The sequence below is a fragment of the Yoonia litorea genome (assembly GCF_900114675.1).
Taxonomy (GTDB): domain Bacteria; phylum Pseudomonadota; class Alphaproteobacteria; order Rhodobacterales; family Rhodobacteraceae; genus Yoonia; species Yoonia litorea.
In genome coordinates this window covers 1,239,010-1,261,594 of record NZ_FOZM01000001.1, presented here as the reverse complement: position 1 = coordinate 1,261,594, position 22,585 = coordinate 1,239,010, and the positions used below count along the sequence as shown (strand labels likewise).

The 22,585-nt window shown below is 58.1% G+C and carries 21 protein-coding genes and 1 tRNA gene; 16 read left to right on the top strand and 6 right to left on the bottom strand.

Annotated elements, in window-relative coordinates; translation table 11 throughout:
- Nucleotides 1–144: 144 nt before the first annotated feature.
- The 4 genes from BM316_RS06590 to BM316_RS06575 all read right to left on the bottom strand — a co-directional run bounded on the left by BM316_RS06590 (nucleotide 145) and on the right by BM316_RS06575 (nucleotide 3,395).
- A complete protein-coding gene (locus BM316_RS06590; protein ID WP_090205521.1) occupies nucleotides 145–492 on the bottom strand; it encodes a DUF4345 family protein in 348 nt (115 codons plus the stop codon).
- 64 nt (nucleotides 493–556) lie between these two features.
- Nucleotides 557–1,906, bottom strand: coding sequence for an oxygen-independent coproporphyrinogen III oxidase (gene hemN, locus BM316_RS06585; protein WP_090207651.1), 1,350 nt, complete (start codon nucleotides 1,904–1,906; stop codon nucleotides 557–559).
- Nucleotides 1,907–1,969: 63 nt separating this feature from the next.
- Nucleotides 1,970–2,572 (bottom strand): SCO family protein, encoded by a 603-nt coding sequence (locus BM316_RS06580; protein WP_090205519.1) that lies wholly within the window; start codon nucleotides 2,570–2,572, stop codon nucleotides 1,970–1,972.
- A gap of 85 nt (nucleotides 2,573–2,657) precedes the next feature.
- Nucleotides 2,658–3,395, bottom strand: coding sequence for a FadR/GntR family transcriptional regulator (locus BM316_RS06575; protein ID WP_090205516.1), 738 nt, complete (start codon nucleotides 3,393–3,395; stop codon nucleotides 2,658–2,660).
- A gap of 31 nt (nucleotides 3,396–3,426) precedes the next feature.
- Between BM316_RS06575 and BM316_RS06570 the strand changes: the two genes are divergently transcribed.
- The 16 genes from BM316_RS06570 (at nucleotide 3,427) to BM316_RS06495 (ending at nucleotide 20,378) form a co-directional block, all read left to right on the top strand.
- Nucleotides 3,427–4,239 (top strand): DUF2182 domain-containing protein, encoded by an 813-nt coding sequence (locus BM316_RS06570; protein ID WP_207493625.1) that lies wholly within the window; start codon nucleotides 3,427–3,429, stop codon nucleotides 4,237–4,239.
- A 13-nt stretch (nucleotides 4,240–4,252) separates the two neighbouring features.
- Nucleotides 4,253–4,963: a DUF1326 domain-containing protein gene (locus BM316_RS06565; protein WP_090205509.1), complete on the top strand. Its 711-nt coding sequence runs from the start codon at nucleotides 4,253–4,255 to the stop codon at nucleotides 4,961–4,963.
- Nucleotides 4,960–5,460, top strand: coding sequence for a DinB family protein (locus BM316_RS06560; RefSeq protein WP_090205506.1), 501 nt, complete (start codon nucleotides 4,960–4,962; stop codon nucleotides 5,458–5,460). The genes BM316_RS06565 and BM316_RS06560 overlap by 4 nt, the downstream gene beginning before the upstream one ends.
- A 5-nt stretch (nucleotides 5,461–5,465) precedes the next feature.
- Nucleotides 5,466–6,566: a dimethylsulfoniopropionate demethylase gene (locus BM316_RS06555; protein ID WP_090205503.1), complete on the top strand. Its 1,101-nt coding sequence runs from the start codon at nucleotides 5,466–5,468 to the stop codon at nucleotides 6,564–6,566.
- 65 nt (nucleotides 6,567–6,631) lie between these two features.
- Nucleotides 6,632–7,615, top strand: a complete 984-nt coding sequence (gene acuI, locus BM316_RS06550) for an acryloyl-CoA reductase (RefSeq protein ID WP_090205501.1) — start codon at nucleotides 6,632–6,634, stop codon at nucleotides 7,613–7,615.
- 203 nt (nucleotides 7,616–7,818) lie between these two features.
- On the top strand, nucleotides 7,819–9,669 hold the full coding sequence (locus tag BM316_RS06545) for a BCCT family transporter (RefSeq protein WP_090205498.1): 1,851 nt from the start codon (nucleotides 7,819–7,821) through the stop codon (nucleotides 9,667–9,669).
- Nucleotides 9,670–9,738: 69 nt separating this feature from the next.
- The gene (locus BM316_RS06540) at nucleotides 9,739–10,956 is read left to right on the top strand and encodes an aminotransferase class V-fold PLP-dependent enzyme (protein WP_090205495.1); all 1,218 of its coding nucleotides are present in this window, start codon (nucleotides 9,739–9,741) and stop codon (nucleotides 10,954–10,956) included.
- Nucleotides 10,957–10,974: 18 nt separating this feature from the next.
- Nucleotides 10,975–12,393 carry a cryptochrome/photolyase family protein gene (locus BM316_RS06535; RefSeq protein ID WP_090205492.1) on the top strand — a complete coding sequence of 473 codons (1,419 nt, stop codon included), beginning with the start codon at nucleotides 10,975–10,977 and terminating at the stop codon, nucleotides 12,391–12,393.
- A 124-nt stretch (nucleotides 12,394–12,517) separates the two neighbouring features.
- Nucleotides 12,518–13,726: an SAM-dependent methyltransferase gene (locus tag BM316_RS06530; RefSeq protein WP_090205489.1), complete on the top strand. Its 1,209-nt coding sequence runs from the start codon at nucleotides 12,518–12,520 to the stop codon at nucleotides 13,724–13,726.
- Between the two features lie 41 nt (nucleotides 13,727–13,767).
- Entirely contained in the window at nucleotides 13,768–14,208 is a 441-nt protein-coding gene (locus tag BM316_RS06525; RefSeq protein WP_090205486.1) for a TrgA family protein, read from the top strand.
- A gap of 3 nt (nucleotides 14,209–14,211) precedes the next feature.
- Nucleotides 14,212–15,333: an NUDIX domain-containing protein gene (locus BM316_RS06520; RefSeq protein WP_090205483.1), complete on the top strand. Its 1,122-nt coding sequence runs from the start codon at nucleotides 14,212–14,214 to the stop codon at nucleotides 15,331–15,333.
- A 73-nt stretch (nucleotides 15,334–15,406) separates the two neighbouring features.
- On the top strand, nucleotides 15,407–16,435 hold the full coding sequence (locus BM316_RS06515; protein WP_090205481.1) for a cysteine synthase A: 1,029 nt from the start codon (nucleotides 15,407–15,409) through the stop codon (nucleotides 16,433–16,435).
- Entirely contained in the window at nucleotides 16,432–18,810 is a 2,379-nt protein-coding gene (locus tag BM316_RS06510) for a DUF3772 domain-containing protein (protein ID WP_090205479.1), read from the top strand. The genes BM316_RS06515 and BM316_RS06510 overlap by 4 nt, the downstream gene beginning before the upstream one ends.
- Nucleotides 18,811–18,815: 5 nt before the next feature.
- Nucleotides 18,816–19,532, top strand: a complete 717-nt coding sequence (locus tag BM316_RS06505; RefSeq protein ID WP_090205476.1) for an alanyl-tRNA editing protein — start codon at nucleotides 18,816–18,818, stop codon at nucleotides 19,530–19,532.
- Nucleotides 19,533–19,534: 2 nt separating this feature from the next.
- Nucleotides 19,535–20,185: a M35 family metalloendopeptidase gene (locus BM316_RS06500; RefSeq protein WP_090205473.1), complete on the top strand. Its 651-nt coding sequence runs from the start codon at nucleotides 19,535–19,537 to the stop codon at nucleotides 20,183–20,185.
- A 103-nt stretch (nucleotides 20,186–20,288) separates the two neighbouring features.
- Nucleotides 20,289–20,378: transfer RNA gene (locus BM316_RS06495), tRNA-Ser, on the top strand.
- A gap of 29 nt (nucleotides 20,379–20,407) precedes the next feature.
- On the opposite strand, the gene BM316_RS06490 is transcribed toward BM316_RS06495, so the two are convergent.
- On the bottom strand, nucleotides 20,408–21,778 hold the full coding sequence (locus tag BM316_RS06490; RefSeq protein WP_090205470.1) for a phosphohexomutase domain-containing protein: 1,371 nt from the start codon (nucleotides 21,776–21,778) through the stop codon (nucleotides 20,408–20,410).
- Nucleotides 21,779–21,821: 43 nt separating this feature from the next.
- Entirely contained in the window at nucleotides 21,822–22,424 is a 603-nt protein-coding gene (locus BM316_RS06485; RefSeq protein WP_090207648.1) for a response regulator, read from the bottom strand.
- Nucleotides 22,425–22,585: the final 161 nt, after the last annotated feature.

Below are 22,585 nucleotides of genomic sequence, written 5' to 3'. Positions count from 1 at the left end.
TTTGCGTTCCGCGATCAAACGGCGCGGCGCAACGATCGTTCCGCCTGAGGCATGCGACTGCGACAAAGGACCATCCTGCGCAGGTGAGGGGTGCGCGTGCGAGTCCTCAGTTGTCCGATGATCCCTGCTGCGACGGGCGATTGACTATGCGAGGTTGAGAAATACCGCTGGCACGCCCACGGCGGCCTCGACGATGAAATAGATCCATTTCTTTTTGAAACGTCCGTCAATGACCAGCGAGGTTGCCCGCCCCACTGCGGCACCACACCAGCAAAACCCGAGCATTGCGTAGGCGGTCGGTGTGCCGATCAAAAGTGCACCGACCCCCATGCCCACGAAAAGCGCCCCGGCTGAGGCGCGGACCTCTGACAAGGCCATGGTCGAGTCGCCGCCGGACATATCCAGCTGTCCCATGGTGTATTTCGGTGCAAGCCAGCCAAAGACGCCTAGACCGATACTGGCGAGGGCAAAGAGAATGTTGAGAATGTCCATTGGGCCGCTCCTGCGATGATCTACGAGGCCTTAACGTGGAGCGGAACGGTTTGGTTTCAACCGTTCAAGAGGCTTGCGAGTATTGCGCTGCGATGCTGCTGAATCCGTCATAGCGCTGTGCGATAATCCGCGTCAGGGCGCGCCCTTGCGGTGTGATGCTGATCTTGTCGCCAGACCTTGTCACATAGCCCGCGAAGTCTTTCAGCAGGGCCTCGTGGATTGAGGTGAGTGTTGCGGCCTGAGGGTGGCTGGCAAGGGCCGTCAGGTCGATTTCAAAGTCGCACATCAGCATGTTGATCGCCTGTGCATGAAGCCGGTCGGTCTCTGTCATGGCATAGCCGCGGTGGCCGGCAAGCTGTCCCGCCTCGATCCGTTCGATGTAGGCGGCTGTTGCGGCAGCGTTCTGGATGTAGCCTTCGGCAAATTGCGAGATCGATGATGCGCCGATCCCGATCAGGGTCGGGCAGGTATCATCGGTGTAGCCTTGGAAGTTGCGCCGCAAGTGGCCGGATTTGGCGGCACGTGTCAGGCTGTCTTCGGGTTTGCCAAAGTGATCGATCCCGATGGCGGTATAGCCCGATCCGGTAAAGGCATTCGCGGCCTGCCGAGCAAGGTGGTAGCGCTCTTCCTCTTTTGGCAGCGCGTCGTCAGGGATCAGCTTCTGGCGCTTTGAAAACGTCGGGACATGGGCGTAGCCGAAAAGCGCGATCCGGTCGGGGTCAAGGGCAGAGACCTTGGCGATGGTATCGGCCAGCTTGCCCGGTGTCTGGTATGGCAGGCCGTAGACCAGATCAGCGTTCAAAGAAGTAATCCCGGCGGCGCGCAATGTTTCAACGCAAGCGCGGGTCTGGGCAAAGCTCTGCTTGCGCCCGATCGCTTCTTGCACGTCGGTTGCGAAGTCCTGAATGCCGATGCTGGCGCGGGTCATGCCCATTTCGGCCAGCGCTGCAATCTTGGCTTCGTCGACAAGTGTCGGGTCGATCTCGACCGAGAAGCTGAAGTTTTCCGCAGGCGGGATGACGTCCTTGACGGCTTTTGCCAGCGTTCTGATCATCTCTGGCGGGAGGATCGTCGGCGTTCCGCCGCCCCAGTGCATCTGTCCCATCCGCACCCCTTGCGGGAGGGTGTCGCGAAGCAGGGCGAGTTCCTTGAGGACCACTTGCAGGTAGTTGGCTACAGGTTTGAGCGTTGTGGTGCCTTGTGTGCGGCAGGCACAGAACCAGCACAGGCGTTCGCAGAAGGGGATGTGGACATAGACAGAGACCGGGACGGCGGGGTCGAGCGCCTGAAGCGATGCCGTCTGAAACGCCTGATCCGTCTGCGGGGAGAACGCAGTTGCTGGCGGATAACTGGTGTAACGGGGCACGCGGGCGTCAAAGAGGCCCAATCGGCGCATATCATCAAGGTTTGTCATGGCACTGTCATGACAGGATGCCGCAGCGCCGTATTTGCGCCAGATCAAGTCCTTGCAAAAATCCTAGCTGCGCTGGTCGATAAAGCAGGCAGAGACTTCGGCGACACGCTCTGGCGGGGTGTCATTGCGAAAGAAGGTCGCAAAGCCGGTCTCGGGGAACATCAGATAGGTCTGGGTGGAGTGATCGACGAGGTAGAACTCGGGGTCGTCATCCTGTACACGGTAGTAGGTGCGATAGGCCTGACTGGCGGCGCGGATCTGTTCGGGTGATCCTGTCAGGCCGATCATGTCATCGTGAAAGTTGTCGGTGAACTCGCGCACCACCTCGACGGTGTCGCGTGCGGGATCGACGGTGATGAAGGCGGTGCCGATGTCGATCCCTTCGTCTTCAAGAATATAGGCCGCCTGTGCGTTGCGCATCGCATCCAGCGGGCAGACGTCGGGGCAGAATGTATAACCAAAGTAGATCAGCGTGGGCTTGGTGATCACCTCGGCCTCTGTGACCGTTTCACCGGTTTCAGAGACAAGCTCGAATGGTCCGCCGATGGCTGCACCCGCAACGGCGGTATCGCCGCAAGGTGCCGGTGTCTGCATCGCTTGCCATGTGTAGACCCCCAGACCTGCCGCAGCAGCGAGAGTGACGGTTCCAAAGATTGCGGCTTTCATCACGTATCCCTTGGCTGATTGCGCGGTGTCAGTCGCAGATTCGCAACCCTTTGACCATGCGGCACGGGTTCACAAAACTTTCAGATCAGCCGTTTCTGGCGGCATCGCGTTGCGCGAAGACATCCTGCGCCAACTCTTGCGTGTAGGCGGCAAGCGCTGCCAGTTGGGCGTCAGCCCCGGCGGCATCCTGTGCCTCAAGCGCGTCGGCGATGGCGCTGTGATAGCCGATGATCTTTTCACGAGAACGCGCGGAAAAGGTGATCATGTTCATCAAGGGCTGCATCGCCTCGACAGCCCCGGCCAGTTGATAGGACAGCACCGGATTGCAGGCGGCATCGACAAGCGCACGGTGGAAGGCAACATCTGAGGCGCAGAATGCCTCATCCGTCAGGCCCGGCTGGGATTGCCTGTGCGCTTCGGCCCGCATGGTGGCGAGATGATCGGCGGTCCGCCGTTCCGCCGACAGGGGCGCGCAGGCCCGTTCCAGCGCGTAGCGCGCCTCGCAGGCTGTCGCGAAGCTGACCTCGTTCATGGACAGCAGAAGCGTCGAGGTGGTGATCTGCTGTCCGTAGGCGTCCTCAAACCGCAACCGGTTGACGAAAGCGCCGCCTGTTGCGCCGCGCTGCGTGCGGATCAGGGACTGTGCGCCAAGCCGTTTGAGGGCCTCGCGCACCGTGGGGCGGGAGACGGCAAATTGCTCGGCCATTTCGGCCTCTGACGGCAGCCGTTCATCGACAGGCAGGTCGCCGGAGATGATGGCATCCTTGATTGCCTTGGCAATCTGGGCCGAGAGGTCGGCGGGATTCTTGGGATCAATTTTCATTTGTCAGACAATTAAACGTCTGACATATGATATGGCAAGAGTTGAGTCGTCACGAGGAAAGGTTGGGAGGCCGTCCTTGCCGCAGATTATCCGCGCATCTTTGTGGTTGTCGTTCTTTGGCATCATCCTGCTGTCGTGGGCGATGCTTTATATGATGGCCATCGACATGGACCTCGATCTGATTGGCCGCCCCGGACCGATGGCGCAGGCCATGTCCGATATGGACCCGCGGATGCCAATGTCGATGCCGATGGCAGAGTTCGGCCCGCTCTTTGCGATGTGGGCTGTGATGATGGCGGCGATGATGCTGCCGACCATGGTGCCGACGCTGACCACCTATGAGCAGCTTATGATCAGTGCTGACGGCACGCGGGCCGGTTGGCTGGGTGTGCTGCTGGGCTACTTCGTGGTGTGGGTCGCCTTTGCCGCAGTGATTGCGGGTGTCCAACTGGCGCTGCTCTTTGGTGGTGTGATCAACATGCTGGGGATCGGGGTCAAATGGTTCTCGGTTGTTTTGCTGATCGCGGTTGGTGCGTTTCAGTTCACCAAGGCGAAAGAGACCTGCCACGGCGTCTGTCACGCCCCGATGACCTATTTCCTTGGCCAATGGCGCACCGGTTTTGGTGGTGGTTTGCGCATGGGTCTGGGGCTGGGCGCTTTTTGTGTGGGGTGTTGCTGGGGCTATATGGCGCTTGGCTTTGTCGGCGGCACGATGAGCCTTTTGTGGATGGGCCTCGCCACGCTGTTGATGATTTTGGAAAAACTGCCTGACATCGGGCACTATGTGATCAGACCCACCGGCGCGGTTTTGATCGCGGCCGGTGTGGCACTGGCAATTATCTAGGGAGAGACGCGAGATGGCTGACAAGAAGAGACCACCGGCGGACCGTTTGCCGATTTCGCAGCGGATTGATCAGCGGATGGAAAATCCCAAGCGCCGCAAGATGCGACCAACCGAATGGGAGATCAAAGGCGAGCTCTTCATGAACTGTTCGTGCGAGGTGGTCTGTCCGTGCGGCATCTCGCTTGGCAAACACCCGCCAACCTATGGGTACTGTCAGACATGGTTTGCCATGCAGATCGACGATGGACACTTCGAAGGCGAGAGCCTTGCTGGGCTGAACGTGGCACTTTTGATCGACATTCCCGGGAGGATGGCTGAAGGCAACTGGAAGGTCGCGGCCTATGTTGACGAAAGTGCCAGCGGGAAGGCTTACAACGGCTTGCTGCAAATCCTTTCGGGACAGGCTGGGGGGAACACAGGCGTGTTCAACTTTCTTGTTTCCGAAATTCTCGGGGCTGAGCGCGAAAAGGTGATCATCGAAAAAGACGGTCGCCGTCGCAAGATCACCGTGGGCCGTAAAATCCGTGGTGAAATCGAGATGATCCCTGGCAAAGATCCAGACACACCGGTTTCGATGCAAAATACGCAGTATTGGATGGGACCTGTGATCTACCCGGCGGTCGGGTTGAAATCAAAGGTGATGGACTACGGGCGCGTCTGGGATTTTGAAGGCAAGTCCGGTGATATCATTCCGGTCCACTGGTCAGGGCCCGGTCGCCGATGATCACACCCGAATATTGCCGCACCATGGCGCGCTACAACGCGTGGCAGAACGACGGTCTGCGCGCGATGATCGGTGGGATGGAGAAAGGCGTCTTGACCGAAGATCGTGGCGCGTTCTGGGGCTCGATCATGGGGACGTTGAACCACGCGCTTTGGGGTGACCACATCTGGATCAGTCGCTTTGATGGCGGTGCGCAGACGGATGTGGCCCTTGCTGACAGTGCAAGCTTTCTACCAACGCCGGCGGAATGGGCCGCGCAGCGGTTTCGGATGGATGCCCGCATCACGCTTTGGGCTGAAAGCATCAGTGCGCTCGATCTTGTCGGTGACACCTCTTGGTTTTCAGGCGCGATGGGCAAGCAGATGTCAAAACCCAAAGCGCTCTGCGTGATACAAATGTTCAATCACCAGACCCACCACCGTGGTCAAGTCCACCAGATGCTGACGTCATTGGGCCTCAAGCCGAATGACACTGATTTGCCCTTCATGCCGGAGTAGAACAATTGGCAGTTATCGCTCCTTCGCGCCGCGTGCGGCGCACGCCATTCTCTGACGGTGTCGAGGCCGCTGGGGTCAAGGGCTATACCGTCTACAACCATATGCTGCTGCCGACAGTGTTCCGCAGTGTGGTCGAGGATTATCACCACCTCAAATCGGCTGTTCAGGTCTGGGATGTGGCCTGTGAGCGTCAGGTGGAATTGCGCGGACCTGATGCGGCGCGTCTGATGCAGATGCTGACGCCGCGCGATCTGCGCGGCATGTTGCCGGGGCAGTGTTTTTACGTCCCCATCGTCGATGAGACGGGAGGGATGCTGAACGATCCGGTGGCGCTGAAGCTTTCCGAGGACCGGTGGTGGATTTCGATTGCCGACAGTGACCTGCTGTTCTGGGTCAAGGGGCTGGCCTACGGGTATCGACTGGATGTACTGGTTGATGAGCCTGATATCTCGCCTTTGGCGGTGCAGGGGCCGCAGGCCGATGATCTGATGGCGCGGGTCTTTGGGGATGCTGTCCGCGCGATCAAGTTCTTCCGCTTTGGCTGGTTTGACTTCAACGGTGTCAGCATGGCTGTAGCCCGGTCCGGCTATTCCAAACAGGGTGGCTTCGAGATTTATGTCGACGGCACACAGAACGGAATGCCGCTGTGGAACGCGCTGTTCGAGGCGGGCAAGGATCTTGATGTACATGCCGGGTGCCCCAATCTGATCGAAAGGATCGAGGGCGGTCTGCTGTCTTATGGCAACGACATGACACGCGAAAACACACCGCATGAATGCGGCCTTGGACGGTTCTGCAATACCCAGACCGCAATCGGATGTGTGGGACGTGATGCGCTTTTGCGGGTCGCCAGCGAAGGGCCGATCAAACAGATCAGGGCCATCGCGATTGATGGCGATATACCGGCTTGCGACCGCCCTTGGCCGCTGATGGCTGGGGACAAGAAGGTGGGGCAGGTCACGTCGGCGGCGAAATCGCCAGACTATGGCACCAACGTCGCAATCGGCATGGTGCGCATGACCCACTGGGATCAGGACACCGCGCTTGAGGTCCACACGCCAGACGGGGTGCGTGCGGCCACGGTGAACGAGACATTCTGGATATAGACGATGAGGCTGCCGCCGGAGCCTCCGGCGGGAGTATTTTTGGCAAGGTGATGAGGAGAGACGGCATGTTCAACGCAATTGTTGTGGAAAAGAACGAAGACGGAAAAACCAGCGCGTCAGTGCAGCAGATCAGCGAGGATCAACTGCCACCCGCCGAGGTCACAGTTGCCGTTGAATATTCGACCGTGAACTACAAGGACGGGCTTTGCATCGGGCCGGGCGGTGGTTTGGTCCGGCAGTATCCGCATGTGCCCGGGATCGATTTCGCAGGCACGGTCGAGGCGTCTGACGATGAGCGCTACAAGCCCGGTGACAAGGTCGTCCTGACCGGTTGGCGTGTCGGAGAGGTCCATTGGGGGGGCTATGCCCAGAAGGCGCGGGTGAAGGCCGATTGGCTGGTGCCGCTGCCGGACGGTCTTGATACGCGGCAGGCGATGGCTGTTGGCACGGCAGGGTTTACAGCGATGCTGGCTGTCATGGCACTTGAGGATCACGGCATCAAGGACGGGCCCGTGCTGGTGACAGGTGCTGCGGGCGGCGTGGGGTCCGTTGCAACGGCCATTCTTTCAAACCTCGGTCACGAGGTTGCCGCAGTCACGGGACGACCGGAAACCTCTGACTATCTCAAGGATCTCGGCGCAACCCAGATCGTTGCGCGCGAGGAGATCAACGAGACCACAAAGCGGCCGCTTGAGGCAGAGACCTGGGGCGGCTGCGTTGATGCGGTCGGCGGTGATATGCTGGCGCGGGTTCTGGGCCAGATGCAATATGGTGCTTCTGTCGCTGCTGTGGGCCTTGCTGGCGGGGCAGGTTTGCCGGCCACTGTCATCCCGTTTCTGCTGCGCGGTGTGAACCTTCTGGGCATCGACAGTGTCATGCAACCTTACGAGAACCGCCTGCGCGCATGGGAGCGGATCGCCAAGGACCTGCCGATGAACAAGCTTGAGGCCATGATCCAACCTGCCGTCCTGGCCGATCTGCCTGAACTGGGTCGCGGCATTCTGAAAGGTCAGGTCAAAGGCCGTGTTGTGGTGGACGTGAACGCCTGACACTGCCCCGTGTCGCAAATAGACAAGTCTGGCCGCCGGAACGTATGTTTTCGGCGGCTTTTGCTTTGAAATATGTGGTTTTCGGCATGTCAGGAAAGAGCGGCGATGTCGTTTTTGAGACAGCTTCGACGTAAAATGCTTCTCCGAATTGCGATTCTGCGCTAGTCTTGACGCACAAAGAAATAAGCAACGGGGAACAGACTATGGCACTTAAACCACCACTTATGGATCTGCCGATCAAGACGGCAGACAGTGGTTTTTATCGCGGCTTTACCAAAGACGTGACGATCACCGCAAAGATACTCGTGGGCGCCCTGATCATCTGGGCGGTCGCATTTCCAGATCAGGCAGGCGCCGTTCTGGGTTCAATCAATTCGATCATTCTGGCGTCTTTCAGCACGTGGTATGTTTATGCCATGGCGTTTTTCGTCATCCTGTGTCTGGCGCTTGCGCTTTGGCCCGCGTCGGGGCGTCTGAAGCTGGGTATGCCTGATGACAAGCCCGAGTTTTCGAATTTCTCGTGGTTTTCCATGATGTTCGGTGCCGGTATCGGGATCGGGATGCTGACCTTTGCGACTGCTGAGCCGATGTATCACTGGGGTGCAAACCCTGCGACCATCGCAGGCGAAACCGTGGGCAGCACCGCAGGCAATGTCCGTGAAGCCTACGTCTGGTCCTTCACACATTGGGGACTGGCGGCCTGGGCCTCTTATGCGGTGGTTGGTCTGGCGCTGGGGTATTTTTCATACCGGCGCGGTCTGCCTTTGACGATCCGTTCGGCGCTGACGCCGATCTTTGGCAAGTCGTTGTCTGGCCCAGTTGGCCATGTCGTTGATGTGGTGGCTGTCGTTGCCACGGTGCTTGGCGTGTCGCAAACACTGGGTTTCGGCGTGGAGCAGTTCATTTCTGGTCTGGTCAGGATCGGTGTTGGTGACTGGTTGCAGACGACAGCAGCCGACGGATCGGTCAGCGCTTCAACGGCCGGTATCGTGGTTGCTCTGGTCGTGATCATGGGGGCCTCGACCCTTTCGGCGCTCTCTGGTGTTGGCAAAGGGATCAAGTGGCTGTCCAATATCAATATGGGCCTGAGCTTCTTTCTGCTGGCGTTCTTCCTGATTTTCGGATCGACCTTCTTTGGTCTGCAGGCGCTGTTTGTTGGCATCTGGGACTATATCGTCTCGATCCCCGGCAATCTTTTTGCGGTCTATCAACCGGTACCGCTGGACGCCTTCACCGAAGCTGTGCCAGCCACGGTTGCGGCATTGCCTGCCGATGAACTGGCGGCGGTGCACAGTTCGGCCACAAGCCCTTGGGGCACATTGCAGGCCTTTCAGGACGGATTGCCTGCGGCGGCTGCAAGCCTGCCACCTGAGGATATTGCGGCGGCCTATGCGGCTGCGACCGAAGGGCGGCAGTCTGGTTGGCAGGGCGCATGGACCATCTTCTATTGGGCATGGTGGATCGCATTTGCACCATTTGTCGGCGTCTTCCTTGCGCGTATTTCGCGGGGCCGGACCGTGCGGGAGTATGTGCTGGGTGCACTGATCATTCCTGCGCTGATGTGCTTTGTGTGGTTTGCGATTGTCGGTGGCACAGCAATTGATCTGGAGCTTTCCGGTGTCGCCGATGGTGCAATCGCAGGGGCAGGGCAGTCGGATCAGCTCTTTGCGATGCTCGCGGTAATCTTGTCGGACGCGCTGGCGTGGATCATGTCGATCATCGTGGTTGTGCTGTTGCTGACCTATCTTGTGACATCCGCTGACTCGGCGGTGTTGATCATCAATACGATCAACGCAGCCGGCGACGAGGGACCAAAGGCGCGTCCACACATCCTGTTCTGGGGTGCAGCGCTGGCCTTGGTCGTGGGCGGTCTGATCATCGCTGGCGGTCTGGGCGCGATCCAGACGGCGATGGTGATTGGCGCGCTGCCATTCAGTGTTGTCATGGTGCTGATGGGCCTCGCCCTGATCAAGGGCATCTGGCGCGACAGCCGCCGTGAGGCGGCCGGTGTGGCCTCAACGGTGCCGGAAGGCGCGACAACACCTGCGGAGTAATCCGCACGTCAGGTCAGAAAAGACGGCCCCGGTGCTTGCGCATCGGGGCCGTTTTCGTATCGATGTGGCATGGAACTCGATATTGCATGGGTGCGGGCCCAGTTTCCCGCTTTTTCCCAAGCCTCGCTGGACGGGCAGGCTTTCTTTGAGAACGCCGGAGGCTCTTACACCTGCCGCCAGGTGATTGACCGGCTGCACCGGTTTTACACCGAGCGCAAAGTGCAGCCCTATGCGCCTTATGCCGTCTCTGAAATCGCAGGCGCGGAAATGGATGAGGCACGGCGGCGCTTGGCGGAAATGCTGGGGGTGGCGACACATGAGCTGTCCTTTGGTCCGTCCACAACACAGAACACATATGTTCTGGCACAGGCTGTCAGGCGTTGGATCAAACCCGGTCAAAGCATCGTGGTGACCAATCAGGACCATGAGGCAAACTCTGGCCCGTGGCGGCGGTTGGCAGATGAAGGCGTCTCGGTTCTGGAATGGCAGATTGACCCGGAAACAGGCCATTTGCCGCTGGAGGCGCTCGATGAATTGCTGGCGCAAGACGTGGCATTGGTGTGTTTTCCGCATTGCTCGAATGTGGTGGGTGAAATCAACGATGTGGCTGCGATCACGGCCAAGGCCAAGGCTGCAGGTGCGCGGGTGTGTGTGGATGGCGTGTCTTACGCGCCGCACGGGCTTGTGGATGTCGGGGCTTTGGGGTGCGACGTTTATCTTTTCAGCGCGTATAAGACATACGGGCCCCATCAAGGTATCATGGTGATCCGCGAGGATTGGGGCTTTGAGTTGCCGAACCAAGGGCACCATTTCAATGGTGACGGCCTTTACAAACGGTTTACCCCAGCGGGACCTGATCACGCGCAAGTCGCGGCCTCTGCCGGGATGGCGGACTATTTCGAGGCGATGTCAGCCCATCACGGTGGCGGCGCAGGTGCAGAGGCTGCGCGGCGGTCGCATGATCTGATGCGGGCACAGGAAGTGGCCGTACTGCAGCCATTGCTTGACTACGTATCGGCCAAGAATTCCGTCCGCCTGATTGGTCCGTCGGATGCTGACCGGCGTGCACCAACTGTCGCGCTTGCCGTGGAAGAGAATGCCGAAAGGCTGGCGGCTAAACTTGCGCCTTACGGCATTATGGCCGGTGGGGGAGATTTCTATGCACAGCGCCCGTTGGAGGCGATGGGTGTGGACCTCGACAAGGGTGTGCTGCGGCTGAGTTTTGTTCACTACACACAGGCAGCCGAGGTTGACGCATTGATGGAGGCGCTAGATCAGGTTCTGTAACGTCTTGCGGAGGACCTGATGCCAAAATCCCCGATCCTGATGTGGTTCAGACGTGATTTGCGACTGGGCGACCATGAGGCGCTGACGGCGGCCTGTCGGTCGGGGCATCCGGTCATTCCAGTCTTTATCCACGACGAAATCGTCGAGTCCTTGGGGGCCGCCCCGAAGATGCGGCTTGGCCTGTCGGTTTCTGATCTGGGCAAACGCATCTCTGAAAAGGGTGCGCGCCTGGTTTTGCGCCGGGGCAAGGCGATTGACGTGTTGCGTGACTTGATCAGCGAAACAGGCGCCGAGACGGTCTATTGGTCGCGGCTCTATGATCCGGAGACGCGGGAACGTGACACAAGCCTGAAGTCTGCATTGAAAGATGATGGGATTTCGGTCGAAAGTTTTGGCGGACATGTGCTGTTCGAGCCGTGGACTGTCGAGACAAAGACTGGTGGCTTTTACAAGGTCTATACGCCGATGTGGAAATCGGTGCGTGACCGCGATGTGCCGAATGATCTTTCCGCACCGTCAAAGATTGATGGACCTGAAAACTGGCCCGATAGCGATGACCTTGCGACTTGGGACATGGCGGGCCCTATGCAACGCGGTGCCGAAATCCTGACCAGCTACTGCACTGTGGGCGAAGAGGCCGCGTCGGACCGTTTGGGCGCATTCGTGGCCCATCGCATTGCCGATTACGCCAAGAACCGCGATCTGCCAGCCGTTGATGGGACGTCCGGGTTGTCAGAGAACCTGACCTATGGCGAGATCAGTCCGCGCCGCTGTTGGCATGCGGGGATGCGGGCCTTGCATGACGGCAAATCCGATGCGGAGGTGTTTCTCAAAGAGCTTGTCTGGCGCGAATTTGCCTACCATCTGGCCTATCACACACCGCGCATCACGACCGATAACTGGCGCGAGGACTGGGACAGCTTTCCCTGGAAAACCGATGAACGCCTGTCAGAGGTCAAAGCCTGGAAGCAGGGGCGCACAGGCATCAAGTTTGTCGATGCAGCCATGCGCGAGATGTATGTCACCGGCACAATGCACAATCGTGGGCGCATGATTGTGGCCTCATATCTGACGAAACATCTGATGTGTCATTGGAAGATCGGATTGAACTGGTTTGCCGACTGCCTGATCGACTGGGACCCGTGCAGCAACGCGATGGGCTGGCAGTGGTCTGCGGGGTCTGGTCCTGATGCGACGCCCTATTTCCGGGTCTTCAATCCGGTGACGCAGCTGGATAAATTTGACAAGGACCGCACCTATACAAATCGCTGGATCGCAGAAGGCCAGTCTGATCCGAGTGAGACCGCGCGCGCCTATTTCGAGATGATCCCGCAGCGCTGGAAGATGGCTGCGGATGATGCCTATCCCGATCCGATTGTCGGTCCGGACGAAGGCCGCCAGCAGGCGCTTGACGCATATGAGAACCGCGATTTCTAGCGGGACCCTGCCTTGCCGGAATATTTTTGAACGTTTACCGTGACTTCGCCGTATGACAAGTTAGGTTGACAGTGAGTAAACGCGGCATGGGTTGACCGCTATCAAGATGACGACAGGAACGCCTATGATTTTGACCAGTACCGAAGGCCAGTCAGGTCTGCCCCGTTATTTTGCACGGGTCTTTGATCAAGCCAAAGACCTCAAGAAAGGGCGGATTGATGTGATCCTTCCGGACGGTCGTCATTTCCGCGCCGAAGGATCACAGCCCGGATATGTGGCCGAAATCCATGTGCACAACCCTGATGTCTTTGCTCGCACTGTGCGCGAAGGCGATCTTGGGTTTTCCGATGCCTATCTTGATGGCTGGTGGACGACACCGGACCTGATGGCCCTGATGGATTTCATGCACGACGAGGCCGAACATATCTATGACGGGTTTCCGGGACAGAAGCTGGTGCAGTTCTACGAGCGTCTGCGGTTCTGGATGCAGCGCAACTCCAAAGCACAGGCCCGCAAGAACATCAGCTATCACTATGACCTTGGAAATGATTTCTACAGTCTCTGGCTTGACGACACGATGACCTATTCATCGGCCATCTTTACGACCGGTCAGGAAAGCACGGAAGCTGCGCAGACGGCCAAATATGCCAGCATGATTGATCAGATGGGTGCGAAAGCGGGTGATCATGTTCTGGAAATCGGCTGCGGCTGGGGTGGCTTTGCGGAATATGCCGCGAAGGAACGCGGGATTAAGGTCACGGGGCTGACCATCAGCCGTGAACAACATGACTACGCGGTTGCGCGCATGGCCAAAGCGGGCTTGTCCGATATGGTCGAGATCAAGATGCAGGACTACCGCGATGAAACGGGCCGCTATGACGGCATCGCCAGCATCGAGATGTTCGAGGCCGTGGGCGAGCAATACTGGCCCACATATTTCAAGACCGTGCATGACTGCCTGAAACCTGGCAAGAATGCCACCTTGCAGATCATCACGGTCAAGGATGAACGCTTTGAAAGCTACCGGAAAACTGTTGATTTCATTCAGAAATATATTTTTCCAGGGGGCATGTTGCCGAGCCCGTCTGTCCTGCGCAAACAGGTTGAGCAGGCCGGTATGGACGTGCAAGGGTCGATAGAATTCGGCAAAAGCTATGCGCTGACCCTGCGGCGGTGGCACGATACTTTCAACGAAAAGTGGGATCAGGTTGCCGCTTTGGGATTTGATGAACGCTTCAAGCGGATGTGGGATTTTTATCTGACCTCTTGTGCCGCGACATTTGATAGCCGAAACTGCGACGTAACGCAGATCACCGTGACGCGTCCGGCCTAAGGCAAAGGGGCGCGTGCGGGGCAGACGGAGGACGTAAACCGATGCCCACAGCAGGACGCCTCGCCGGAGCCGTTATATTCGGACTATTCGGCTGGTATATCGCCACACTCGCGGTCCCGTTCTTTCCTGAGTCCCGACCACCGGATTTCTGGTTCCCTTCGGCTTTGCTCATCAGCATCTTTATCGGCTGGCGTATCTGCGGCACGCGGGCGGGCAGGGGTTATAACGCGGCCACGGGGATTGGCCTGACTGCAGGGGCCGCTATTGCGTTTTGTCTGGTCTTCGCGCTTGCCTTTGAGCAGATGATCAAGAACTCCATGCGCCTGCGCTACAGCGGGCCGACGGAGGCGATTATCGACACGTTCAACCTTATGGCCGAATATGCTGTGCAATTTTACAGCGTCTCACTGATCGTCACGGTTATTGTGGGCGGCATGATTTGCGCCTGGATGACCGAATTTGTCGGCCAGCGGTTTCCCTAGAGCATGGACCTTTTTGTTTACGGGACGTTGCGCTCCACTGCGCTGATGGCGGCTGTGGCAGGAGACGGACCACTTGATCCAGTCACCGCATATCTTGAGGGTTTTGCCGTCTTTCCGCTGAAGGGCAATGTCGTCCCATTCATCCGTGCCGCATCTGATGGGCAACGCGCAGAAGGTGTCATCTGGCGCAACCTGACGCATCAGCAGATCGCGCGGCTTGATCTTTACGAAGGGGCTTTTGGCTACCGGACAGAGCCAGTCACGGTCACAACCGAGGACGGTCCAGTTGACGTCCTGGTCTATATGCCGCCTGATGATTTGGTGGCCGGTGATGGCGCCTGGTCACTGACCAGCTGGGAGGCGGGGCATCTAGTGCCTGGTGTTCTGGCCGCGCAAGAGCTTTTCGCGCATGATCCTCTGCCCGATCAGGGCATGCTGCGAACAATGTGGCCAATGATCGAGGCCCGGGCGTGGGCAAAATTCAGAGCGTCCGCCGCACCGGCAACGCGCAGATATGAGCCCGAAACCGGAGACTTGCAGCTTCAGCCACTTTCACCGCCGCATGGGCAGTTCTTTCGCTACCAGAGTTTCAACATGTCGCACCGGCGCTTTGATGGCACGCGGGCCGATGACCTGCGGCGGGAGGCCTTCTGGGGGATCGATGCCACATTCGTGCTGCCCTATGACCCGAAGCGGGATCGCGTGCTTTTGGTGGAACAGACCCGCATTGGCCCTGCGCTGAGGCAGGATCCGAACCCTTGGATGCTGGAGCCGATTGCAGGCATCATTGATGCCAGAGAAACCCCTGAAGGAGCAGCACTGCGGGAAGCTGAGGAGGAAGCCGGTCTGACAGATGTCACTCTGCATCCTGCCGGCAACTTTTATATCTCACCGGGAAACGTGACCGACTATTTCTACACGTTTCTGGGGCTCTGCGATTTACCTCATCAGACGCCCTATCTGGGCGGGTTGGATTCGGAAGCCGAAGACTTGCGTTTGCACCCCGTCGATTACGCCGAAGCGCTGCGACTGGCAGATACCGGCGAGATTGCGACAGCACCCGCATTGCACCTGATTTACTGGTTGGAACGCAACCGTGATCGGTTTCGGGACCACGCAGGCTGATTGCGCGGGGGCGCACCTTGATCCTTGCTGGCGCGACGCCTACACCTGTAAGCGGAGAGTTTAGGGGCGAGAGATGACCATTCGTAACGATTTGGCCGATGCAGTCGGCAACACGCCATTGATCAAGCTGCGTGCCGCCTCGGAGGCGACAGGTTGCACCATTCTTGGCAAGGCGGAATTCCTCAACCCCGGTCAATCCGTCAAGGATCGCGCGGCGCTCTTTATGATCAAGGATGCCATTGCGCGAGGCGACTTGAAGCCTGGTGGAACAATTGTCGAAGGGACAGCGGGAAATACCGGCATCGGACTGGCGCTTGTCGGTGCATCCATGGGGTTCAAGACCGTCATCGTTATTCCTGAGACGCAAAGTCAGGAAAAGAAGGACATGATCCGCGTCGCAGGTGCGCAATTGGTCGAAGTTCCCGCGGTGCCCTATGCCAATCCGAATAACTATGTGAAATACTCAGCGCGCCTTGCAGCCGAGCTTAACAAGACCGAACCCAATGGCGCGATCTGGGCCAACCAGTTCGACAATGTCGCAAACCGGCAGGCCCATATCGAAACAACGGCACCAGAAATCTGGGAACAGACAGGCGGCAAGGTTGACGGCTTCACCTGTGCCTGCGGATCCGGCGGCACGCTGGCTGGTGTGGGTGCGTATCTGCAGCCCAAAGGGGTGAAGGTCGGTTTGTCCGATCCTGACGGCTCCGGTCTCTACAAGCTTTTCACCGGCGAGGTTCCACCGTCTGGAGACAGCATCACAGAAGGTATCGGACAAGGCCGGATCACGGCGAACCTTGAAGGCTTTACGCCTGATTTTGCTTACAAAATTCCTGACGCAGAAGCGCTGCCGATTATCTTTGACCTTCTTGAGAACGAAGGGCTTTGCATGGGTGGGTCGACCGGGATCAACATCGCCGGGGCCATGCGTCTTGCGCGCGATATGGGGCCGGGACATACGATTGTGACGATCCTTTGTGACTATGGCACGCGCTATCAATCCAAGATCTTCAATCCAGAATTTCTGCGCAGCAAGGATCTGCCTGTTCCGGCTTGGCTGGAAAGGGACGTGAACGTCCCCACTGTTTTTGAGGACGTATGATCGCGCGCTGCCTTCGCGTTCTTTGGGTGCTCCTGTTTCTTGCTGGTGCGCCAGTGAGTGCCGTTGCCCAGAACGCACCGGAAGAAACGACAGAAACGGCCCAAACATCTGACGAGGCCGCGCCTCAGGTAGCAATCCCAGAGGATGCGACACCAACAGAGGGTGGCGAGGTCCAGCCCGATGAATTTGCGCAGCTTGCCGAACGTGCCGAAGCGTTGGCGTCCAACGAGGATGCGTCGCTCTTTGCCATCAGCCGGTTGCGGGCAGAGCTGGTGTTCTGGCGGGATTTCTTTTTGTCGGAGGCCGATGCCAATCAAGGTCGGCTTGCCACGGTTGATGCACAGATCGCGGCACTTGGCCCGGTTCCCGAAAGCGGCGAGGAAGCCCCGTCTGTTGCAGACCGCCGGGCCGAACTTGAAGAACAACGGCAGAATATCATTGCGCCCCGTCTTTTGGCCGAAGAAGCACATGCGCGCGCTGACGGGTTGATCAGGGAATTCGATGCGCGCGTCCTGCAACGCGAAACAGAAGAGCTGACAGAACGCGGGCCAACACCTTTGCAGCCGACGGCGATTGCTGAAGCTGTTGGAGCGGTTGTGAACCTGTTCGCTGTGGTGGGCACAGAGCTTGCTGTTGGTATTGGCGTTGGTCTGGACACTGGCAATCTGATCAAGGTCCTGCCGCGTGCAGCACTTTATTTCATTGGCGGCCTGCTGCTTGTTTCAGTCGGGCGCAATTACATGACGCGCTGGCGCAACTCACTCTCGGCCCGGCAGGGACGCTGGGTGCCTTTGATGCGCTTTACCGTGTCATTCGTGCAGATTGCGGTGCCTCTTCTGGGGCTGGTTGCCCTGACTGAAGGTCTTGAGCAACTGGGCATTTTCGGCCTGCGTGGCGCTGACATGGTGGATGCAATCCCGGCGGCCGGTTTCTGTGCTGTTTTCGGGTGGTGGGTGTCGCGCCATGTTTTTCCGCTGGGCGCGCAGGGGGGCTATCTCAGCTACGATGAAGCCACGCGTGCCGCTGGTCGCCGCTATACGCTGACGATCGCATGGGTTCTTGCGATTTCGGTTCTGGTGTCTGCTGGTCTGCGGACCATGGAGATGTCGGAGGCAGCGACAGCAGCATCTGAGTGGCCCGTATTGGTGATCCTGGGCATCCTGCTTTGGCTGCTGGGTCGTGTCATCCAGACACCTCCTGAAAGCAACGATGACGGTGTGCCCGCTGCAGGCCGGTCGCGCGGACTGATCGGGCGGTATTGCACAGTGGTCGCGATCCTGTCGCCCGCCATCGGGGCCATCGGTTTCAATTTTGCCGCCGTCAATCTGATGTCGGCGTCAATCCTGTCGCTTGGTCTGATTGCTGTGGTGTTTCTGATTCAGCGGATCAGCCATGATCTGCTCGAAAAGCCACCTGAAGATGAAGAAGACCGCGGGCTTTATGCGCTGCTGCCGGTTTTCGTGACATTCACTCTTTATATGCTGAGCCTTCCGCTTTTTGCATTGATCTGGGGTGCACGGGTCGATGACCTGCTTGAGCTTTGGGCACGGTTTCAGGAAGGATTTTCGATTGGTGAAACAAGGCTTTCGCCGACGGACTTCCTGCTTTTTGCCTTCGTATTTGTCTTTGGCTACCTGCTGACGCGTTTCATTCAAGGCATGTTGCGCAGGTCCGTCCTGCCGCGCACCCGTCTTGATCTTGGCGCGCAAAACGCGGTGGTCGCTGGCTTTGGCTATGTGGGGATTGTGCTTGCCGCGATCTTTGCCATCACAAGTGCAGGGCTTGACCTTAGCAACCTTGCGATTGTCGCGGGCGCGTTGTCTGTGGGGATCGGCTTTGGCTTGCAGAATATTGTGTCGAACTTTGTGTCGGGGATCATCCTGCTGATCGAGCGTCCTGTTTCAGAAGGCGACTGGATCGAAGTTGGCGGCCAGATGGGATACGTGCGTGCAATTTCGGTCCGCTCCACACGGATCGAGACATTTGACAGACGTGACGTGATTATTCCGAATGCTGATCTGGTCAGCGGACAGGTGACGAACTGGACGCGTGGCAACCTTGTCGGGCGCGTGATTGTTCCGGTGGGTGTTGCCTACGGCACCGACACCGAGAAGGTGACGAAAATCCTGCAAGACGTGGCAGAGGCGCATCCGCTTGTCGTTGCCGATCCGCCGCCGGCAATCCTGTTCCAAGGCTTTGGTGCGGATTCCCTTGATTTTGAAATCCGTGCCATCCTGCGCGACGTCAATTATGTCCTGGCGGCGAAATCCGAGATGAACCATGAAATCGCCAAGAAGTTCGCCGAAGCTGGGATCGAAATCCCATTTGCGCAGCGCGATATCTGGCTGCGCAATCCCGAAGTGCTGAAAGAGTAACCCTGATGACCGAACTGCTGTTTCGTAAGGATGCCTATGCGCGCGAGGCCTTTGGCAAGGTCACAGCGATCACCGAAGAGGGCGGCATCATACTTGATGGCTCACTGTTCTATCCAACCTCCGGTGGGCAGCCGGGTGATAGCGGAACACTGCATTGGGGGACCCGCGAGATCGCCATCGCGACAGCCGTGAAAGGCGAGGGGGATGCGATCATTCTGATCCCGGCAGAACCGGCAGGGCTTCCGCCTGTCGGACAAGAGGTGAAACAGATCATCAATTGGGACCGCCGTTACCGGCACATGCGCGTTCATACGGCCCTGCATCTGTTGTCGGTGGTGATCCCCTTGCCCGTATCAGGCGGCTCGATTGCGCCGGAAAAAGGTCGGCTTGACTTTGACATGCCTGAGGCACCCGAAGACAAGGGCGCGCTCGAAGATGATCTGAACCGCCTGATTGCTTGCAATATGGATGTATCGGAAGAGTGGATCACCGAGGAAGAGCTCGATGCCCAACCTGACCTGGTGAAAACAATGTCGGTTCAGCCGCCGCGTGGATCAGGCAAAATCCGGTTGATCCGCATTGGTGTGGGGTCAGAGACGGCAGACCTGCAGCCTTGTGGCGGGACACATGTCGCCAATACCTCAGAGATCGGGACCGTGCGCCTTGGCAAGATCGAAAAGAAGGGCCGCCAGAACCGGCGGGTCTATTTGCATCTGGAATAGATATGCGCGTCGGTCTTGTCCTTGCTCTTCTGATTGGTCTCTCGGCATCACCGGCAGTTGCAGATACTTTCCGCGGCTGCACACCGGCTGAAACGACAGCGATTGAAATGTCGTTGAACGCAGCAAAACAGATGGTCGTCAAAGCAGGTGCTTCTGTGCGCGACGACGACGACTACCAAAGATGGTTTGGCGCCTATTCGGAGCGTCGGGCCGAACATGTCCGCGCAAGCCTCAAATCCATTGTCGCTGCCCTGCGTCGTGGACGTGTGACAGCGCAATGCGATCAGATTTCACCTGACGGATGCGGGGTTGGTGAATATGCTTTCGTCTATTCGGATCAGCCCTACAGGATGCATCTTTGCCCATCATTTTTTGATCTGCCGCGTATGGCACAACTGAGGCCGGGCAGTCGGCGGAGTGACTTCGGCACGCAGGAAGGCACGCTCATTCACGAAATCTCGCATTTCGTGACGGTCGCGCGGACAGAGGACCATTGTTACTCGCGCAGCGAATGCCGGATCATGGCGCTGGACGATCCCAATCTCGCTATCGAGAACGCCGACAGCTATCAGTATTACGCTGAGGATATTACGTTTTACGCACGCCAGCCTGTCGCGGACAAACCCCCACCGGCACCGCGTCCTCGCAGATAGGGGCCAAGGCCGGAAAGGCGGGTTTGATACAGTCTTGGTCTAGTGAAATTTGTCCGAAGAGGGTCTTGCACTTCACGCGCGGAAAAGGCTAAACCGCGCCCACGGACAGGTGGCCGAGTGGTCGAAGGCGCACGCCTGGAAAGTGTGTAGGCGGGAGACCGTCTCCAGGGTTCGAATCCCTGTCTGTCCGCCACTTCCTTCCTTTGATTTCGTAAGTCTCGACTAGGCTGATGCGTCGCGTAGCATTTCGGACAAAGCCTCTGTGCGTTCTTTGAGGAGCGCGGCATCACCACGCGTCTCGACGTTAAGCCTGACGAGCGGTTCTGTTGATGAGCTGCGCAAGTTGAACCGCCAGTTGTCGAACGCCATGCTGAGGCCGTCGAAATGTTCGACTTTGAGCGCCTCGTCTTCAAATGCGGCCTCGACCTTCGCGATGGCTCCGGCTGGATTGGGAATGGTGAAGTTAATCTCGCCAGAAGACGGGAAACGGGCCTGCATTTCGCTGACAAGTGCTGCGAGGCTTTTGCCTGTCTGCCCCATCAGCGCGATCACCTTGAGCCACGGCAGCATGCCACTGTCGCAGAACATGAAATCCCTGAAATAGTGATGGGCTGACATTTCGCCGCCGTAGACAGCATTGACCTCACGCATAGTCCGCTTGATGTGTGCATGGCCGGTGCGCGACACTTGGGCCACACCACCATGTCTTTCAATCTGGTCTTGGGTGTTCCAGATCACGCGCGGGTCATGGACGATCGTCTCTCCGGGCAGGGTCGCAAGAAACGCCGAGGCCAACAGGCCCACGATATATTCGCCATCAACAAATGCGCCGGTGTGGTCAAAGAAGAAACATCTGTCGAAATCACCATCCCAAGCAATGCCGAGGTCCGCATTTTCTGCCGTCACGACAGAGGCCGTGGCTGAGCGGTTCTCAGGAAGTAGCGGGTTCGGGATACCATTTGGAAAGCTTGGGTCCGGCGCGTGGTTGACGCGGATGACCTCCAGCTTGGCACCTTGAGACTGCAGCCGGTCGATGATGGCATCGAAGGCCGGCCCGGCAACGCCATTCCCGGCGTTCGCTACGATCTTGAGTTCAGGCAGATGTTTCGGGTCAACAAGCGAGACAAGATGGTCGGCGAAGACATCACGGACAGAAACAGACTCACTGTTAACTGACGTGCTGATTTCGGATTGCATGGCTTTTGCTGTCGCGACTTTCAGCGCATCAAACTGGTCTTCGCTCAAAGGGCGGCTTTCACAGCCGACAAATTTCATGCCGTTGTCACCAATGGGATTATGCGAGGCTGTGACCTCAATCCCGCCGTCGGCTTCAAGATGGCTGGTCGCGAAATAGACCTCTTCGGTACCGGCAAGACCGATATCAAGCACCTTGACGCCCTGCGCCGTAAGACCCGCGGCAAGTGCGTCGCGCAAGTTCGCGCTGGTAGGTCTGCAGTCGTGTCCCAGGACAACTGTCCTTGGGCGCAACACAGTTGCAAAAGCATAGCCAATGGCGCGGGCGATCGTTTCATCAAGATCGACGCCGATTTTGCCACGTACATCATAGGCCTTAAAGCAGGTCAGGTTAATCATTTGGCTATCCGTCAGATGGGGGAGGTGCGCTGGTTGCTCTTAATCAGAGCAGGTTGCGGTCGCGCGCGATCATCGCTGCGTGTGTGCGATTCTTTGCACCAAGCTTTCGCGAGAGTGTTTTCACATGAAGTTTGATCGTCACTTCCTGCAGATCGAGATCACGGGCGATTTCCTTGTTCGACTGACCTTTGGACAACCCTTTGAGAACTTGCGTCTCGCGCGCTGTCAGACCTTCGATGGCAGGTGTTGCGGCCTGCTGAGTATAGTCAAACGGCACATAGATTTCGCCAGCCACCATGAACTTGATCGCGGTCATCATTGACTTTGCGCCCAAGGTCTTGGGGACAAAGCCAGCGGCGCCTGATGCAATCGCCTGATCAACAATGGCTGGTGTCGCATCACCCGAAAGCAGCGCCACAGGCACATCGCCTGATGCTTCCAGCACGGCGTTCAGCCCGGCCAGCCCATCGGTCCCGGGCATGTTGTAATCAAGCAGAACGAGATCGCAGTTGTTGATATTGGCAAGGGCGTCGATCGCTTCATTGACCGAACTGACTGCTGTCACCTCTGATCCGTCTTCTGCACTGATAAACATCGCCAGCGTGTCGCGCACAAGATCATGGTCGTCAGCAAGAAGTATATGCATGCGTCTATGCTTTTTGTTGTTTTTGTTCAGGTGCAGACAGCACCAAATTGCCCTTACCACCATAGTCGGACCAATTTGGCATAAACGCAAGGTGCAAGAACCGCCACGCGCTAAGGGGTGGTAGCCGTATATCCCAAAGATCACTGCGACTTTCGACGAAT

What these genes read in the sequence shown, in the direction of transcription:
- BM316_RS06590 (WP_090205521.1), bottom strand. Translation starts at nt 492, where the DNA reads ATGGACATTCTCAACATTCTCTTTGCCCTCGCCAGTATCGGTCTAGGC.
- hemN (WP_090207651.1), bottom strand. Translation starts at nt 1,906, where the DNA reads ATGACAAACCTTGATGATATGCGCCGATTGGGCCTCTTTGACGCCCGC.
- BM316_RS06580 (WP_090205519.1), bottom strand. Translation starts at nt 2,572, where the DNA reads ATGAAAGCCGCAATCTTTGGAACCGTCACTCTCGCTGCTGCGGCAGGT.
- BM316_RS06575 (WP_090205516.1), bottom strand. Translation starts at nt 3,395, where the DNA reads ATGAAAATTGATCCCAAGAATCCCGCCGACCTCTCGGCCCAGATTGCC.
- BM316_RS06570 (WP_207493625.1), top strand. Translation starts at nt 3,427, where the DNA reads ATGGCAAGAGTTGAGTCGTCACGAGGAAAGGTTGGGAGGCCGTCCTTG.
- BM316_RS06565 (WP_090205509.1), top strand. Translation starts at nt 4,253, where the DNA reads ATGGCTGACAAGAAGAGACCACCGGCGGACCGTTTGCCGATTTCGCAG.
- BM316_RS06560 (WP_090205506.1), top strand. Translation starts at nt 4,960, where the DNA reads ATGATCACACCCGAATATTGCCGCACCATGGCGCGCTACAACGCGTGG.
- acuI (WP_090205501.1), top strand. Translation starts at nt 6,632, where the DNA reads ATGTTCAACGCAATTGTTGTGGAAAAGAACGAAGACGGAAAAACCAGC.
- BM316_RS06545 (WP_090205498.1), top strand. Translation starts at nt 7,819, where the DNA reads ATGGCACTTAAACCACCACTTATGGATCTGCCGATCAAGACGGCAGAC.
- BM316_RS06540 (WP_090205495.1), top strand. Translation starts at nt 9,739, where the DNA reads ATGGAACTCGATATTGCATGGGTGCGGGCCCAGTTTCCCGCTTTTTCC.
- BM316_RS06535 (WP_090205492.1), top strand. Translation starts at nt 10,975, where the DNA reads ATGCCAAAATCCCCGATCCTGATGTGGTTCAGACGTGATTTGCGACTG.
- BM316_RS06530 (WP_090205489.1), top strand. Translation starts at nt 12,518, where the DNA reads ATGATTTTGACCAGTACCGAAGGCCAGTCAGGTCTGCCCCGTTATTTT.
- BM316_RS06525 (WP_090205486.1), top strand. Translation starts at nt 13,768, where the DNA reads ATGCCCACAGCAGGACGCCTCGCCGGAGCCGTTATATTCGGACTATTC.
- BM316_RS06520 (WP_090205483.1), top strand. Translation starts at nt 14,212, where the DNA reads ATGGACCTTTTTGTTTACGGGACGTTGCGCTCCACTGCGCTGATGGCG.
- BM316_RS06515 (WP_090205481.1), top strand. Translation starts at nt 15,407, where the DNA reads ATGACCATTCGTAACGATTTGGCCGATGCAGTCGGCAACACGCCATTG.
- BM316_RS06510 (WP_090205479.1), top strand. Translation starts at nt 16,432, where the DNA reads ATGATCGCGCGCTGCCTTCGCGTTCTTTGGGTGCTCCTGTTTCTTGCT.
- BM316_RS06505 (WP_090205476.1), top strand. Translation starts at nt 18,816, where the DNA reads ATGACCGAACTGCTGTTTCGTAAGGATGCCTATGCGCGCGAGGCCTTT.
- BM316_RS06500 (WP_090205473.1), top strand. Translation starts at nt 19,535, where the DNA reads ATGCGCGTCGGTCTTGTCCTTGCTCTTCTGATTGGTCTCTCGGCATCA.
- BM316_RS06490 (WP_090205470.1), bottom strand. Translation starts at nt 21,778, where the DNA reads ATGATTAACCTGACCTGCTTTAAGGCCTATGATGTACGTGGCAAAATC.
- BM316_RS06485 (WP_090207648.1), bottom strand. Translation starts at nt 22,424, where the DNA reads ATGCATATACTTCTTGCTGACGACCATGATCTTGTGCGCGACACGCTG.